At 74.9% G+C, this 16,209-nt stretch carries 12 protein-coding genes; 10 read left to right on the top strand and 2 right to left on the bottom strand.

Annotated elements, in window-relative coordinates:
- Window positions 1-257: 257 nt before the first annotated feature.
- Together K7G60_RS02110 and K7G60_RS02105 are read right to left on the bottom strand one after the other, a co-directional pair.
- Window positions 258-677, bottom strand: a complete 420-nt coding sequence (locus K7G60_RS02110; RefSeq protein WP_225799018.1) for a DUF3151 domain-containing protein — start codon at window positions 675-677, stop codon at window positions 258-260.
- A gap of 126 nt (window positions 678-803) precedes the next feature.
- Window positions 804-1,739: an AfsR/SARP family transcriptional regulator gene (locus K7G60_RS02105; protein ID WP_225799017.1), complete on the bottom strand. Its 936-nt coding sequence runs from the start codon at window positions 1,737-1,739 to the stop codon at window positions 804-806.
- Between the two features lie 295 nt (window positions 1,740-2,034).
- On the opposite strand from K7G60_RS02105, the gene K7G60_RS02100 reads away from it, so the two are divergent.
- The 10 genes from K7G60_RS02100 (at window position 2,035) to K7G60_RS02055 (ending at window position 16,205) form a co-directional block, all read left to right on the top strand.
- Window positions 2,035-3,027: a ScbA/BarX family gamma-butyrolactone biosynthesis protein gene (locus K7G60_RS02100; RefSeq protein WP_225799016.1), complete on the top strand. Its 993-nt coding sequence runs from the start codon at window positions 2,035-2,037 to the stop codon at window positions 3,025-3,027.
- A complete protein-coding gene (locus tag K7G60_RS02095; RefSeq protein WP_225799015.1) occupies window positions 3,024-3,710 on the top strand; it encodes an HAD family phosphatase in 687 nt (228 codons plus the stop codon). The genes K7G60_RS02100 and K7G60_RS02095 overlap by 4 nt, the downstream gene beginning before the upstream one ends.
- Window positions 3,707-5,515: an FAD-dependent monooxygenase gene (locus tag K7G60_RS02090; RefSeq protein WP_225799014.1), complete on the top strand. Its 1,809-nt coding sequence runs from the start codon at window positions 3,707-3,709 to the stop codon at window positions 5,513-5,515. Before K7G60_RS02095 ends, K7G60_RS02090 begins: the two co-directional genes overlap by 4 nt.
- Window positions 5,512-6,612 carry an NAD-dependent epimerase/dehydratase family protein gene (locus K7G60_RS02085; RefSeq protein WP_225799013.1) on the top strand — a complete coding sequence of 367 codons (1,101 nt, stop codon included), beginning with the start codon at window positions 5,512-5,514 and terminating at the stop codon, window positions 6,610-6,612. Before K7G60_RS02090 ends, K7G60_RS02085 begins: the two co-directional genes overlap by 4 nt.
- Before the next feature lie 3 nt (window positions 6,613-6,615).
- The gene (locus K7G60_RS02080; protein ID WP_308079950.1) at window positions 6,616-8,982 is read left to right on the top strand and encodes an MMPL family transporter; all 2,367 of its coding nucleotides are present in this window, start codon (window positions 6,616-6,618) and stop codon (window positions 8,980-8,982) included.
- Window positions 8,967-10,127 carry an alpha/beta hydrolase gene (locus tag K7G60_RS02075; RefSeq protein WP_225799012.1) on the top strand — a complete coding sequence of 387 codons (1,161 nt, stop codon included), beginning with the start codon at window positions 8,967-8,969 and terminating at the stop codon, window positions 10,125-10,127. The genes K7G60_RS02080 and K7G60_RS02075 overlap by 16 nt, the downstream gene beginning before the upstream one ends.
- The gene (locus K7G60_RS02070; RefSeq protein WP_225799011.1) at window positions 10,124-11,398 is read left to right on the top strand and encodes an alpha/beta fold hydrolase; all 1,275 of its coding nucleotides are present in this window, start codon (window positions 10,124-10,126) and stop codon (window positions 11,396-11,398) included. The genes K7G60_RS02075 and K7G60_RS02070 overlap by 4 nt, the downstream gene beginning before the upstream one ends.
- A 102-nt stretch (window positions 11,399-11,500) precedes the next feature.
- Complete coding sequence (locus K7G60_RS02065; protein WP_225799010.1) at window positions 11,501-13,747, top strand: MMPL family transporter; 2,247 nt, start codon at window positions 11,501-11,503, stop codon at window positions 13,745-13,747.
- A 106-nt stretch (window positions 13,748-13,853) separates the two neighbouring features.
- Window positions 13,854-15,233 carry a metallophosphoesterase gene (locus K7G60_RS02060; protein WP_225799009.1) on the top strand — a complete coding sequence of 460 codons (1,380 nt, stop codon included), beginning with the start codon at window positions 13,854-13,856 and terminating at the stop codon, window positions 15,231-15,233.
- Window positions 15,234-15,425: 192 nt separating this feature from the next.
- A complete protein-coding gene (locus tag K7G60_RS02055; RefSeq protein ID WP_225799008.1) occupies window positions 15,426-16,205 on the top strand; it encodes a DUF3152 domain-containing protein in 780 nt (259 codons plus the stop codon).
- The last annotated feature ends 4 nt before the right edge of the window (window positions 16,206-16,209 follow it).

Raw genomic sequence — 16,209 nt, 5'->3', positions numbered from 1 at the left:
CGACCATGAGGCCCCCGGCCGCGTCGGCGGACTGCCACCCCGAGTGCAAGGTCCACTGCGGGGTGCAGGCCCCGCCCCTGGACCCGGGCCGGCGGGACGCGGGGGGCTGAGCCGACGGGGCCCTGAGCGGGGGTCTGAGTCGCAGGGCCCTGAGCCGCGAGGCCCCGGCCCGCGGCTCCTCGACCGGAGGGCCGGGACCCCGGCCCGCCGCTCCCGGGCCCGACGGCCGGGCTCCGGTCCCGGGCCGTCGGCCGCCGTTACTTCGAGAGCTCGGCGTACGCCTCGGCGCTGCTGTCCTTCAGGAACTGCTCGCAGCGCTCGGCCTCGTCCCGCTCGCCGATCGACTCCGCGGCGCGGGCGAGCGCGGCCAGGCAGCGCAGGAAACCGCGGTTGGCGCCGTGCTCCCAGGGGATGGGGCCGTGGCCCTTCCAGCCCGCGCGGCGCAGCGCGTCGAGACCCCGGTGGTAGCCGGTGCGGGCGTAGGCGTACGACTCGACCACGCGGCCCGCCCCCCACGCCTCGTCGGCGAGCAGGGCCCAGGCCAGGGAGAAGGTGGGGTGGGCGGCGACGACCTCGACCGGAGGCTTCGACTCCTCGACGAGCAGGCGGTTCGCCTCCTCGTTCTCCGGGAGGTAGGTCGGGTTCGGCCCGCTCAGCAGGTTCTGGTGAATGTCCATGCGTGCAGTCTGCCACCAGGGAACCGGCGGCCGGCCGGGCGACGAGGGAGGCGTGGAGTGGGGGGTCACGCCCTCGGTGTCACGGAGTGAGCACGGGGCGCGCCTGGTGGTGCGCGTCGTCGTCGGTCAGCGGTTGCATTCGGATTCGGCGGGCGCCCTGCTCCGGCTCCTGTCCTTCGCGGTGCGCTGGACGGGGCCGGACGGGGAGAGCGTCCGCAGGGTCATCAGACAGGGGTCCTGGTCGAGCACGCGCCGCTGGAGGTCCTGCAGGGCACGGCCCGGTTCGGTGCCGAGCTCCGTGGTGGTGCGGTGGCGGTAGTCCCGGTAGAGACGGAGCGCCTCCGCGCCCCGCTCGGCGCGGAACAGGGCGAGCATGAGCAGCCAGACGAGGCGCTCGCTGAGCGGATGGCGGTGCAGGAGGAAGTAGAGGTACGGGACGGCGTTGCGGTGCCGGCCGAGGTCGAGCTCGATCTCGGTGCGCAGCTCCATGTCGGCGAGGAACCGCTCGTCCCGGTAGACCCGTTCCCGTGCCAGGGCGGGGGCCTCGATCCCCTCGGCCAGGGGACCGGTGACCAGGATGCGGGCGTCGTCGAGGTAGCGGGCCGCCTCGTGGAGGTTGCCCGTGAGCGCCGAGGCGGTCCCGGCGGCGGCGAGACGCTCGTACTCCTGGAGGTCGACGAAGGCGTCGCCGGTCAGCAGCCGGTATCCGCCGGAGGTCCAGAGGATGCGGGGCATGTCGGTGGGGACGCGCCCCGGCTCCCCCGTGTCGGCGGCGGGAAAGGCGGTGAACGCGGCACGGAGACCGGAGACGTACTTCTGGAGCAGGTTCTTGGCGTAGGCGGGAGGCTCGTCCCCCCACAGCGCGCCGGTCAGCAGCTCGGGTCCGGAGGTGAGTCCGGGACGGAGCAGCAGGACGGCCAGGAGGGCCTGCTGCTTGGGCGGCCCCAGTTCGAGCGGGGTGCCGTCGACCAGGCCCTGCAGGGGGCCGAACAGGGTCAGGTGGAGGCGGGGTCTTCCGTCGCCCCGGTCCGGGCCGGTGTGGCGTAAGAGAACGCTGGACATATCACCCTTCCGGTGCGCCGGGCGGCTTGCCGCGGTCATGTTGGCCGACGGCACGGGGCGCACCTGTGCGACTAGGTCGACGCTACGTGTTACCGACCGGTTGCCCCAGGGAGTTTGTGCGAACGATTGCCATCCGACCCCTTGACGTGGCGAGGAACCTCTGTTCCTGAGATGTGGATCACAGGGCCGGGCGTCGCTCGTGCCCCTTCCTCCTTCCTTCACGGGATCTTCCAGCGGGTCTTCCAGCGCCTTCGTGCAGGGTTCCGCAGGTCCGCTACCCGATCAGGGAGGCACCATGACCAGCACAGCCGATACAGAAGCATCGACTCCCGCGCGACCCTCGCTGCGTTACGACGCCACGGTTCCGCGTGCCATGGTCCACCGCGCCGCCGTGGCCGAGGTCTTCCTCACCGACTCGCGTCCCACCCCGGGCAAGGAGGAGACCTTCGACGTGGCGGCGCAGCTGCCCCGGGCCCACATCATCGGCGAGACCGCCGGCGCCCACGACTTCCTGCTCCTGCTGGAGGTCATCAGACAGTCCGGCGTCTACATAGCCCACCGCTACGAGGACGTCCCCCTGGAGGAGTCCTTCATCTTCCGCGGCCTGCGGACCCGGCTGACGAACCTCACGGCGATCCGCACCGGCGACCGGCCCGCCGAGGCGGTCGTCACCCTCACCTGCCTGCCGCAGCGCAAGCGCAACGGCCGGGTGCAGGCCCTCGACTTCACCGGTTCGCTCGCCATCGACGGCGAGGAGGCCATCGGCATCGACGGCGGCCTCGCCTTCTTCTCCAAGCCGGTCTACAAGGCGCTCCGCACCCGGCAGCGGGCCGGCGTCGAGGGCACCGACAGCCTCGTGCCGGAGTACGTCCGGGCGGACCCCTCGACGGTCGGGCGCCGCAATCCGTACAACGTGGTGATCACGCAGCCGCTGTCCGCGGGGGACAGCGCGATGGCGGCGATGGTGGTGGCCGACCAGAGCCACCCTCACCTCTTCGACCACCGGCTCGACCACGTCCCGGGCAACCTGCTCCTGGAAGCGGCCCGCCAGCTGGCCACCGGCGCCGTCGCGCACCTGCACGGCATCGCCCCCGACGGGCTCCAGGTCGTCAGCGTGGACGTCGACTTCCGGGAGTTCGCCGAGCTGGACCTGCAGACCAGGGCCGTCGCCCGCGTCGAGCGGCTGCGGCACGACGAGACCCTCGGGACGCTCGTCGTCCCGGTCGTCGTCGACTTCGAGCAGCGCGACCGGACCGTCGCCTCCCTCAAGCTGGAGGTGGCCCAGTGAGCGGCACCGCCGCCCCCCGGATCCGGGCCGTCGTCCTCGACTACGGCGGCGTCCTCACCAACCCGCTCCACGAGACGTTCGCGGCGTTCGCCGACACCGTCGGCGTCCCCCTCGAGGAGCTCCGCGCCGCGTTCGCCGCGGCCACCGCGGCCGACGGACGCTCGCCCATGGCCGACCTGGAGACCGGCCGGTGCACCGAGGAGGAGATGGTCCTCCGCGTGTTGAGCCGGCTCCCCGGCTCGCCCGGCCTCGAACTGCTCGGCGGAGTGCCCTTCGGCGAGCTGTGGTTCCGCGCCCGGCTCGTCAACGAACCGCTCGTCGAGCGCCTCGGGGAGCTCCACCGGGACGGCTACCTCATCGCCCTCCTCACCAACAACGTGAAGGAGTGGGGCCCCCGCTGGCGCGCGGGCCTGCCCCTCGACGAGATCTTCCACACCGTCGTGGACTCCTCCGCCGAGGGCGTCCGCAAGCCCGACCCCGAGATCTACCGGCGGCTCCTCGACCGGCTCCCCGTACCCGCGGAGGAGTGCCTCTTCGTCGACGACCTGGCGGAGAACCGCGCGGCGGCCGAGGCCCAGGGGATGACCACGATCGGCTTCACCACCACCGGCGCCACCCTGCGGGCGGTCGACGCCCTGCTGGGCGAGCGCGGTGCCTACCCGACGAGGACGTCCGCGGCATGAGCATCACAGCGAAGGCGGGCGACATCCTGGTCGTCGGGGCCGGGCCGACCGGCCTCGCCACCGCCTGCACCCTCCTCCAGCACGGCGTGGAGTGCCGCGTCGTGGACCGGCGCGGCGGGCCCGCGTCCGAACCCAAGGCCCTCATCCTGTGGAGCGGCGCGCTGGAGATCCTGCGCCGCATCGGCGTCGCCGGGCCGCTGCGGGACCGGAGCCTCGCGCTGGCCGGCGCGAGCTACTGGTCCCGCGGCCGCCAGGTCGGCGCGGTCCGCTTCGGCGCCCTCGAAGGAACCGCGTTCCCCGCACCGCTGTGCGTCCCGCAGTCCGTCACCGAGAGCGTCCTCTACGAGCGGCTGCTCGAACTCGGCGGCCAGGTCGAATGGAACACCGAGGCCACCGGCCTCCGCACCGTCCCGGCGGGCGGCGACACCGCCGCCGAGGTCACCCTGACCGCGCGCCGGGGCGACCGCGCGGAGGAGGTCGCGCCCCGCTACCTGGTCGCCGCCGACGGCGCGCACAGCCGGGTGCGGGAAGCGGTCGGCATCCCCTTCGAAGGAGGCTCCTACGCGCGGGACTTCCTCCTCGGCGACGGCGAGTACGGCGGCCGGCTGCCCGAGGACGAGGTGCAGTACCACCTCACCCCGCACGGGGTGCTCGTGGTGGTGCCGCTGCCCGGCGGCGGCCACCGGATCTTCTTCGACCGGGAGCCGGCCGGCGAGACCGCGCCGCCCACCGAGCCGGAACTCCAGCGCTACCTCGACGAACGCGGCCCGGCCGGCTGGTCCCTGGAGCGCACCTGGTGGAGGTCCACCTTCCGCGTCCACACCAAGGTCGCCGCGACCTTCCGGCGCGGCGGCGTCTTCCTCGCCGGCGACGCCGCGCACTGCCACAGCCCGGCCGGCGGACAGGGCCTCAACACCGGGGTGCAGGACGGCTTCGACCTCGGCTGGAAGCTCGCCGCGGTCGCCCGGGGCGCCTCCCCCGTACTCCTCGACAGCTACGAGACCGAGCGGCGGCCCGCCGCCCTGCGGGCCCTGCGGAACTCCGACCGGCAGACCAAGCTGTGGATGCTGCGGTCCGGCCTGCGCCGGACCGTGCGGGACCGGGTCCTGACCCTGGCGACCCGCAGCGGCGCCCTGGACCGGAAGCTGGTCCCCGAACTGGCGCAGATCGCGCCGGACCTGACGGGCAGTCCGGCGGTACCGGGCGGTCTGGACGCCGCGGGCGGCGCCCGGCCCGCCCCGGGGCCCCGGCCGGAGACCGGCCGGCGGCTGCCCGACACCGGGTGGGAGCCCCTCGCGGGGACCCGCGCCAGGACCGCCCACGGCTTCCTCGCCACGGGCCACCACACCCTGCTCGTCGTCACCTCCGGCACGCCCGGGGGCACGGCCGCCGAGACCGCGGAGCGCCTCGTCCGGTCCGTACGGCAGTCCCCGCTGGCCGCCCGGATCGACGTCCTGCTGCTCGCGGGACGGGCCGGGGACGGCGCGGAGGCCGGTGGCCGGTACGCCGTCGCCGTGGAACGCGAGCCCCTGTTCACCCGCTGGGCGCCGCACGCGCCCCTGGTGCTGTACGTCCGCCCGGACGGCGTGACCGCGGCCTTCGCCACGGCCGACCGCTGGCGGGAGCTGCTCCGGCACGTACCGGCGGTGCGCCCGGACGCCGGCGCCGACGCGGTGCGCCCGGACGCCGACGCGGTGCGCCCGGACACCGGCGCGGTGCGCCCGGACACCGGCGCCGACGCCTCCGAGGGCGGCGCGGCGGCCGGATCCGTGGCCGGCGCGCGGCAGGGGAGTGACGGCGCATGACCGAGCCGTCTCCCGTGTCCCCCGGCCGCCCCGGGGACACGCCCCTCCGCACCGCGGTGGTGACCGGAGCGACCGGGCTCCTCGGCACCGCCGTCGTCACGGCCCTCCTGGAGCGGGGGACCGAGGTGCGCGCCGTCGTCCGCGACGAGGAGCGGGCCCGGCGGGTGCTGCCCGACCACCCCGCCCTGCGGATCGTCCGCGGCGACGTGACCGACGTCCCCGGCTTCGCCCCCGCCCTCCCGGGCGCCGACGCGGTGTTCCACCTGGCCGCCTACTTCCGCGAGTACTACCAGCCGAACGCGGACCGGGACCTGCTCCTGCGGACCAACGTCACCGCCGTGGAGGAACTCCTCCGCGCGGCGGCCGACTCCGGCGTCCGCACCGTCGTCCACACCAGCTCCACCGGCGCGCTCGACCCCGACGCCCACCCGGGCCGCCCGGCCGACGAGTCCACGCCCAACGGCTCCCCCGACCAGCCCCACGCCTACCGGGCGAGCAAGGTCAGGGCCGAGGCCGTCGTGCGGGCCTTCACCGAACGGCAGGGACCGGACGGCGTACGGGTCCCCGTGGTGCTCCCCGGCTGGATGTGGGGCCCCGGCGACCAGGCGCCCACCTCCGCCGGACGGCTGTTCCTCGCGGTGGCCTCCGGCGCGGTCCGGGCCCTGCCCCGCGTCGGCAACCACGTGGTGGACGCCCGCGACGTGGCCGGCGCCATGATCGCCGCCGCGCTGCGGGGGGAGAGCGGCCGGCGGTACGTCGTGGCCGGCTCCTGGTACTCCCTGGACGAGATCTGCCGCGGGATCGTGCGGGCCGCCGGCACCGGCACGGTGCCCCGGCCGATCCCGGCCGCGGTCGCCCACGGCGTGGCCGGCATCGCCGAGGCGAAGGCCCGGCTGACCGGCGGCACCCCCGTCGCCACCCGCACGGGCATCAGGACGCTCACCGAGGGGGACCGGGCCCGGTTCTCCTCCGCGCGCGCCCAACGGGAACTCGGCGTCGTCTTCCGGCCCCTGGAGCGGACGCTCGCCGACCAGGCCGCCTGGCACCGGACCCACGGGCAGCTCCCGGCGGCCGCCGCCGCCCCGGGGAGGCGGTGACCCGTGCTGCGTCCGCTCGCCGCCGCCGTGTCGAGGAGCCCGCGGGCCGTGCTCCTCGCGGCCCTGCTGTTCGTCGTGCTCTCGGCGGTCCTCGGCTCCGGGGCCGCGGACCGTCTCCGGGCCGGACAGGGGACCGAGAACCCCTCGGCCCCGTCCGCCCTCGCCGCCGACGTCCTGGAGGAGCACTTCCCCGCGAGCAGCCCGAACTTCGTGCTGCTCGCGCACGCCCCGGACGGCGTCAACGACCGGAAGGCGGCCCGCACCGGACTGCGGCTCGCCGACCGCCTCGCCCACGAGGACGCGGTCAGCGGCGTCGTGTCGTACTGGCAGAGCGGCTCGGACGCGCTGAAGTCGACCGACGGCGAGTACGCCGTCGTCGCCGCCCACGTCGACGGCGACGAGGCGGCGGTGGGCCGGGCGACGAAGCGGCTCGCCGCCGCCTACCGGGGCGCGCACGACGGGCTCACGGTCCGGGCGGGCGGGACCGGCGAGATCCTCAACACGGTCGAGACGACCATCGCGGAGGACCTCGTCAGGTCGGAACTGCTCGCCCTGCCGATCACCCTGCTCGTCCTCGTCCTGGTCTTCCGCAGCGCGGTCTCCGCGCTGCTGCCGCTCGCCGTCGGCGTGGTCGCCATCACCGGCACCAACATGGTCCTCTGGGTGATCGCGGGCTACACCGACGTGTCCGTCTTCGCCCAGAGCCTGACCACCGCGCTCGGCCTCGGCCTCGCCATCGACTACGCCCTGCTGATGCTGCGGCGCTTCCGCGACGAGCTGGCCGCGGGCCGGCCGGTGCCGGAGGCCGTCCGGACCATGCTGGCCACCGCCGGGCGCACCGTGGTCTTCTCCGCGCTCACCATCTCCGTCGCGCTCGCGGCCCTGCTGCTCTTCCCGCTGTTCTTCCTGCGGTCCTTCGCCTACGCGGGCGTGTCGGTGGTGCTGATCGCGGCCGCCGCGGCCCTGGTCGTGCTCCCCGCGCTGCTGTCGGTCCTCGGCCACCGCGTGGACGCCCTGGACCCGGTCCGCCCGCTGCGCCGGCTCCTCCGCCGCGACCGCGCCGGGAGGACCCCGGGCGCCGGCCGGGCCTGGTCCCGGTTCACCCGGACGGTCACCGGCAGGGGCGCGCCGGTCTTCGCGGCCGGATCGCTCGCCCTGCTCGTCCTGCTCGGACTGCCCTTCCTGCGGGCCGAGTTCGGCATGGCCGACGACCGGCAGCTGCCCGCGGGGGCCGAGCCGCGCACCGTGCAGGAGATCGTCCGGGAGCGGTTCGACGGCAGCGAGACGGCGGTCGTCGACGTCCTGGTCAGCGGCGTCCGGGCCGGCGGGGCCGGAGGTTCGGGGGAGGCCGTCGCCGCGTACGCGACGAAGGTCTCCGAACTCACCGACGTCGCCGAGGTGCGCACCCCGGCGGGCGTCTTCGCCGACGGCCGCAGGACCGAGCCGCGCACCCCCGTCGACGCCCTGCGCGAGTCGGGCGACCTGGCCTGGGTCCAGGTCGTCCCGGTGCACGGGGTGGAGACGGTCTCGCCCCGCAGCCAGCGACTGGTCCGGGAGATGCGGGAGATCCGCACCGCGCCCGGAGTGGAGGCACGGCCCGCCGGACAGGCGGCGGCCCTGGTGGACACCCAGGACAGCATCACGGGACGGCTCGGCTGGGCGCTGGCGCTCATCGTGGTCACGACGCTGCTGCTGGTCTTCCTGCTCACCGGCAGCGTGCTGATCCCGTTCCAGGCGGTCGTGCTCAACGCCCTCAGCCTCACGGCGATGTTCGGCGCCGTCGTCTGGGTCTTCCAGGACGGCCGGCTGTCCGGGGTCCTCGGCTTCACCCCGACGGGGTTCGTCGACACCACGGTCCCGGTCCTGATGTTCTGCCTCGCCTTCGGACTCTCCATGGACTACGGGGTGTTCCTGCTCGCCCGGATGAAGGAGGAGCACGACCGGGGCGCCGGCGACCGGGCCGCGGTGGAGCGGGGACTGAGGCGGACCGGCGGCATCGTGACCGCCGCCGCGCTGATCCTCTCCGTGGTGCTCGTCGCCATCGGCTGGTCCCGCATCACGAACACGATGGTGCTCGGGACGGGGGTGGCCCTCGCGGTCGTCATGGACGCCACCGTCGTGCGGTGCCTCCTGGTGCCCTCGGTGATGGCCCTCGGCGGCCGTGCCACCTGGTGGGCCCCGGCCGGACTGCGGCGGCTGCACGCGCGGTTCGGGCTGAGCGAGGAGGGCGCCGGGGCCGGCGCGGGGACGGAACCCGACCGGCCCGGCCGCGACGACCGGACCGACCGCGACGACCGGACCGTCCCGGACGGTCCGTCCGGCCGGACCCGTGGGGAACAAGGAGGGACACGGACGTGGGCAGAGGTCTGAGGAGGGCGGCCGCGGGGCTCGCCGTCGCCGTGGTGCTCGGCGGCCCGCCCGTCGCGGGCGCGCTCGGCGAGGACGGGGGCGGTACGCCGGAGACGGCCGCCGGGCGGTCGTACGACGCCGGGCAGGCCCGCGCCCGTACGGCGGAACGGATGAAGGCCGGGGGGATCGTCGACCTGCCGGTGGAGTTCCGGGTGGTGAACCGGAACCGGTCCGCCCTGGCCTGCAACACCGACGGGCGCACGTACACGGTCCGGGGCCACCTCACCGCCCCGGCCGGGCTGCTCGACCGGCCGGGCCCCGGCAGGCCCCCGGTCACCGTCTACCAGCACGGCTTCGAGGCCGCCGAGTGGTACTGGCGCGTCGACGTGCCCGGATACCACCACAGCGAGGAGATGGCCCGCCGCGGCCAGATCTCGCTGACCTTCGACCGCGTCGGGTACGGGGCCAGCGACCGGCCCGACGGCCGGCAGCTCTGCCTGGGCGGGGCCGCCGACATGACGCACCAGATCGTCGGCCTGCTGCGCTCGGGCGCGTACACGGTGAAGGGGCGGGCCACCGCGCCCCGCTTCGGGAAGGTGGCGCTCGCCGGGCACGACCGGGGCGCGCAGATCGCGCAGATCGCCGCGTACTCCTTCCACGACGTGGACGGGCTCGTGCTGACCGGCTGGAGCGACGGCGGGCTCACCGACGAGGACGACGCCCGGTTCTTCGCCGCCCTCACCTCCTGCATGCAGGGCGGTGTCCCGGCGGTCGCGCCGGACGACCCGGTGGGATACGTCCATCTCGACCCGGGCCCGCGCGAGTTCGCGCAGGGCAACTTCGCCGACACCGACCCCCGGGTCCTCGACGTGGCGCTCGCCCGGCAGAGCAGGCACTCCTGCGGCGAGCAGGCCGCGCAGCTGGAGGGCGTCCTGGTCGACACCCGCCGGCTCGACCGCATCCGCGTGCCCGTGGCGCTGGTCCTCGGCGCGGAGGACCGCAGGGTCGGGGGCGGCTCCGCACACCGGGCCCGGTTCACGGGGACGGCCGACACCGCGCTCCTCACCGTCCGCGGCAGCGGCCACTTCCTCGCGCTGGAGCGCGGGGCGCGGCAGATCCACGACTTCCTCGCCGACTGGCTCGAACAGAAGGGACTCACGCCGTGAACACCGGCACCCCCGCTCCCGCGCACCCCGCGCGACGACGGCGCCGCGGCCTGCGGGCCGGGCTCGTCCGTGCCGCCGTGTCCGCCGCGGCGGTCGCCATGGTGACCTGCGAACTGGTGGCCACCGCCGCCGTCGCCGAGCCGGCCGGACCGGCGGTGGGTCCCGAGCGCCGGGTCACGGTGACCCCGGAGGCGTCCCCGGCCGCCGGGGGCACGACGGTCCGGGACGCGTCCGCCGCCGACCCCGTCGACCTGCCGGTCTCCTTCGTCGTCCGCAACGTCAACCGGACGAAGAGCCAGTGCACCACCGACGGCCGTACGTACACGGTCCGAGGCCACCTCACCGCGCCCCGCGCGCTCCTCGCGGGCGGCCGCCGGCCCCCGGTGACCCTGTACGTCCACGGCACCAACACCGGCGAGTGGATCTGGCGCCTGGACGTCGAGGGCCGCGACCACGTCCGGGAGCTGGCCCGCAGGGGCCACGCCTCCGTCACGATCGACCGGCTCGGCTACGGGAGCAGCGACATCCCCGACGGCTTCGCCTCGTGCAGCGGGGCGCACGCCGACATCGCCCACCAGGTCGTCGGGCAGCTCCGCGCCGGCACGTACACGATCGACGGCGCCCCGACGGCCGGCGAGCGCCCCGCGAAGGCCCCGGACGCCGCGAAGGCCCCGGACGCCGGGCGGGCCCCGTACCGCTTCGGCAAGGTCTTCCTCGCCGGGCACTCCAGCGGGGCGCTGGTCGCCGAGACCGTCGCCGCCTCCTTCGGGGACGTCGACGGGCTCGTCCTGACCGGCTGGGCCGCCGTCGGCGTCACCGGGGAGACCAACCGCCGCTTCCTCGCCGCCTACGAGGTCTGCCGGCAGGGCGGCGAGCACAAGGCGAAGGCGGCCGACCCCGAGGGGTACGTCCACTTCGACCCGGTGCGCGAGGACTTCCTCGCCGGCGGCCTCGGCCCGGACGCGGACCCCGCGGTCGTCCGGGCCGTCACCCCGCTCTGGCCGCGCAACCCCTGCGGGGTCATGGCCTCGGAGCCGTCCGGCATCCTCACCGACCTCTCCCTGATCGGCCGGATCGAACAGCCCGTGTTCCTGGCGTTCGGCGCCAAGGACGTCCTGCGCCAGGGCGTCGAGCGCTACCCGTCGCTCTTCACCGCGAGCGAGGACGTGGAGGAGCTGACCCTGCCGAGGTCCGGGCACTTCGTGACCGTCGACCACGACGCGGACCGCCTCTACGACCGGGTGGACCGCTGGCTGCGCCGGCACGCCTGACGACCCGGCCCCCGAGACCGGGACCGGGCCCCACTTCCCCCGGGGGGCCCGGTCCCTCCCCCTTCCCCCTTCCGTCCACCTCCTGACAGAAAGCGATCCGACGTGGCCATCTCGTCCCGCACTCCCCGACCGGGCCCCGCCCCGGGGGCAGGGGCCTCCACCGGCTCCGGCCCCGAAGACTCCGCCCTGCACCGTCTCGGCTCCGGCATCGCGGGCCGCCCCCGCCTGGTGATCTGGATCGGCGTGGCCCTCGCCGTGGTCGGCCTGGTGCTGGCCGCGGGCGCGATGGACCGGCTCGTCCTCAGCCGCTTCGAGTCCCCGTCGTCGGAGTCGGTGGACACCCGGACCGCGCTGGAGAAGCAGTTCGACACCGGGACGCCGAGCGTGCTGCTGCTCGTCACCGCCAAGCAGGGGCGGGTCGACAGCCCGGCCGTGGAGCGGGCGGGACGGGCCCTGGAGAAGGAGCTGGCCGCGCAGGACGGGGTGGCCGAGACCGCCTCGTTCTGGTCCCGCGGCGATTCCCCCGTGATGCGCTCGGAGGACTTCGGGCAGGCGCTGGTCATCGCCCGCATGGCGGGCACGGTGACCGAGGCCCGTACGAAACTCGCCGAGTTCTCGCCGGAGTTCGCGCGTGACGACGCCACCGTGCGGGTGGAGGTCGGCGGCGGCGACGAGGTGTTCCGGCAGGCGGCCGCGCAGGCGCGGACCGACTTCCTGCGCGCCGAACTGATCGTCTTCCCGCTGGTGCTGCTGCTCCTCGCCCTGATCTACCGGCGCTTCAACGCGGCGCTGCTCACGCTCGGCATGGGGCTCTTCTCGGTCGTCACCACCCTGGCGCTGATGCGCATCCTGACCTCCTTCACGGACGTGTCGACGTTCGCCGCCAACCTCACGCTCGTGATGGGCGTCGGCCTCGGCGTGGACTACTCGCTCTTCGTCATCAGCCGCTTCCGCGAGGAGCTGACGGCCGGGCGCGAGGTCGCCGAGGCGACCCGGCAGGCGGTAGGCCGGGCGGGCCGCACGGTCGCGTTCAGCGGTCTCACGGTCATCGTGTCGCTCGCCTGCCTGATGCTGTTCCCCTTCCCGTTCCTGCGCTCCTTCGCGTACTCGGGCATCGCGGTCGTCCTGACCTCGGTCTTCGCCGCGCTCGTGATCCTTCCGGCCGCGCTGACCCGGCTCGGCCACCGCATCCAGCGCAAGAAGCCCGCCCCCGCCGGCGGGACGGGCTGGTGGCACACCACCGCCCTGCGGATGATGCGCCGCCCCCTGGCGTACGGCGTTCCGGCGCTGGCCGTGCTGCTCGCCCTGGCCTCCCCGACGCTCGGCATCACCTTCGGCACGCCGGACGACCGGGTGCTGCCCGCCTCGACGTCCAGCCGTGTGGTCCAGGACCAGATCCGGGCCGGTTTCGCGGCGGAGGAGATGGACGCGCTGCAGGTCCTCCGCAAGGGCCTGCCGGGTACGGCCGAGAGCTCGGGCGACATCGAGAAGACCGCGCTGGCGCTCTCCGAGGTCCCCGGCGTCCAGCAGGTCGACGCGCTGACCGGCTCGTACGCGGAGGGCCGCCGGATCCTCGGCCCGAACGACGCGTCCCGGCGGTTCGCCGACGGGGCCGACACGTGGTTCTCCGCCGTCCCGAACCAGAAGGCGCTCTCCGCGGACCCCGACCGGATCCTGGCCGACGTCCGCGCGGCGGCCGGCCCCGCGGACGAGGTGCGCGTCGGCGGCTACCCGGCCGAACTCGGCGACTTCCGCAGCGTCCTGGTCGACCGGCTGCCCGTCGTCTTCGGCCTGATCCTGCTCGTCACCTTCGTCATCCTCTTCCTGATGACGGGCAGTCTGCTGATCCCGCTGAAGGCGATGGTCCTCAACGCCCTTTCCATGGCGGTGATGTTCGGCGCCCTCGTGTGGATCTTCCAGGACGGCAACCTCTCCTCGCTGTTCGGCTTCACCTCCACCGGGACCCTGGAGCCGTCGATCCCGATCCTGATGTTCTGCACGGCCTTCGGCCTGTCCATGGACTACGAGGTGTTCATGCTGTCCCGGATCAAGGAGGAGTACGACCGGACCGGCGACACCTCGGCCGCCGTGGCCTGGGGCCTGGAGCGCAGCGGCCCGCTGATCACGGCGGCGGCGGTGATCCTCGCGGCCTCGTTCGCGACCTACGCCTCCTCCGGGATCGTCTACCTCAAGATGCTCGGCCTCGGCATGGTCGTGGTGATCCTCGTCGACGCCACCCTCATCCGCGCCGTCCTCGTCCCCGTCCTGATGCGGCTGGCCGGGCGGGCCAACTGGTGGGCCCCGGCGCCGCTGAAGCGCCTGCACGCCCGCTTCGGCATCGCGGACTGACCGGCGCGGACCGACCGGACGGAGAACCCCGGGGTCCGGGGGCGGCCCGCGCGACGGGCCGCCCCCGGGCCCCTCGTCGGCAAGGAACGGAAGAGAGAAGCACCCCATGCTGGGAATCGGCCTCTACGCGGCCATGGTCGTGGGCTCCGCGATCATCCACTACTACCTGTGGGTCCGCCTGGTGCGCGACACCACCCGCCCCGGGACCCGGGGCCGCGCCCTGGGCACGGCCGCCGTCGTGGTCTCCGCGGTGCTCGCGCCCGCCACCCGGATCTCCATCCCCTACCTGGGGCCGACGGACGGGCGCTGGATCGCCTGGCCCGGATACGTCCTGATCGGGGTGCTGCTGTACCTGCTGACCGGGCTCGCGGTGGCGGAGGTCCCGCGCGCGCTCCTGGCACGGCGCATCCGCGCGGAGGAGCGGGCGGCGGCCGTGTCCGTCCCGGCGCCCGTGTCCGTCCCTGAGCCCGTCCCGGCCGTGGCGCCCGAGCCGGTGGCGGCGGGCGCGGCGACGACGTCCGTGGACCTCCGTACGGGGGAGCGCGGGGAGACGGCCGGGACGACCGGGGCGAACGGGCCGGCCGGGGTGCCGGCGGCGCCTCCGGCCGGGGCCGGGGACGGTGCCGGCACGCCCGCGCCCCGGCTGGTCGGCCGGCGTCTCTTCCTCGGCCGGACGGTCGGCGCGATCGTCGGGGCGACCGCGCTCGGCACCACCGGGTACGGGGTGTCCGTCGCGCTCGGCGACCCGCGGATCAAGCGGGTGCCGATCGTGCTGCCGAAGCTCGACCCGAGGGCGTCCGGCCTGCGCATCGCGGTCATCAGCGACCTGCACCTGGGGACCATGCTCGGCCGCTCGCACACCGAGCGCGTCGTCCGGATGATCAACGGCCTTGAGGCCGACGTGGTCGCGATCGTCGGAGACCTCGCCGACGGCACCAGCCGCCAGCTCGGCTCCGCGATCACGCCCTTCCGCTCCCTGGAGTCCCGGCACGGCACCTACTTCGCCACCGGCAACCACGAGTACTTCTACGACGACGTGGAGGGCTGGGTCGGCGAGCTGCGCGACCTCGGCGTCCGCCCGCTCCTCAACGAGCGCCTCACCCTCACCCACAACGGCGCCGCCGTGGACCTGGCCGGGGTGGAGGACGTCACCGGCGAGGAGCACGGCCGGGGGCCCGACTTCGGCCGGGCGCTGGGGGGCCGTGACGAGGCCGACCCGCTGGTCCTCCTGGCCCACCAGCCCGTCCTGGCGGAGGAGGCCTCGCGCAACGGCGTGGACCTCCAGCTCTCGGGCCACACCCACGGCGGCCAGATGTTCCCGCTCACCGCCGTCGCCGCCCTCTCCAACCCGGTCCTCTCCGGCCTCGGCCGGGTCGGGGACACGCAGGTGTACGTCACCAACGGGACCGGCTTCTTCGGCCCGCCGGTCCGGGTCGGAACGGCCCCGGACATCAGCGTGATCGAGCTGCGGTCGCCGGTGGCCTGATCCGCCCGTCCCGACCGGTTCGTCCGCCCGTTCCGTTCGAAGGCGTTCGAAGCGGCCGGTACGATCCCCGGAACCGCAGGACCCAGGGGGGAGTCTGTCGTGGGAAAACGTGCTCTATCCGCAGGACGGCGGGGAACGAGGAGAAAACGCAGGTCAGGGCCTCGTCTGGCCCTGCCCGCCCTGGTCCTGGCGATGGTCTCGCTCGGCGCCGGGGCCGCGCTCGCACACCTGCGGGGCGGGGCTCCGGACGTGACGGCGGCCCCCGGGGCGGTGGGACCGCCGACGGCCGCTCCGACCGCCCCGCCCGCGACGGCGAAGCCGAAGCCGCCGCCGAAGCCCTCCGGGCCGGCCCCCGAAAGGACACGGCGCCCCACGGCCGGGCCCGCGCCGGAGAGGACCACCGTCCCGCAGTCCGGCTCCGGCGCCTTCACCACCGCCCGGGCCTCCGGGGCGCCCGTCGGCCACGGCGGCACCCTGCGCCGCTACCGGGTCCAGGTCGAGGACGGCATCGCGCTCTCGGCGCGCGAGACGGCCGCGGAGATCCAGCGGATCCTGGCCCATCCGCGCGGCTGGGCCGCGCACGGCCGGGGCCGGTTCCAGCTGGTCTCGGAGAACGCCGACTTCGTCATCAGGATCGCCACCCCGGACACCGCCGACGCGCTCTGCGCGCGGCAGGGCTACAACACCCACGGCGAGCTGAACTGCGAGACCGTCGACGGCGTCGTGGTGAACCTCAAGCGGTGGATGCTCGGCTCGCCGACCTTCGCGGGGGAGCCGGCGGAGTACCGGCACCTGATCATCAACCACGAGGTGGGACACGAGATCGGCATCCGCTCGCACATGGGCTGCCCGGGCCCGGGCAGGCTCGCGCCCGCCATGATGCAGCAGATCAAGGGCCTGAACGGCTGCCGATCGAACGCTTTTCCGTATGACGAAGAGGGGATCTACATCACGGGCCCGATCGTGTCATGATGCG

The organism is Streptomyces sp. NK15101, assembly GCF_020400725.1.
In the GTDB taxonomy this organism is placed as follows: domain Bacteria; phylum Actinomycetota; class Actinomycetes; order Streptomycetales; family Streptomycetaceae; genus Streptomyces.
This window is presented reverse-complemented; position numbering and strand designations above follow the sequence as displayed.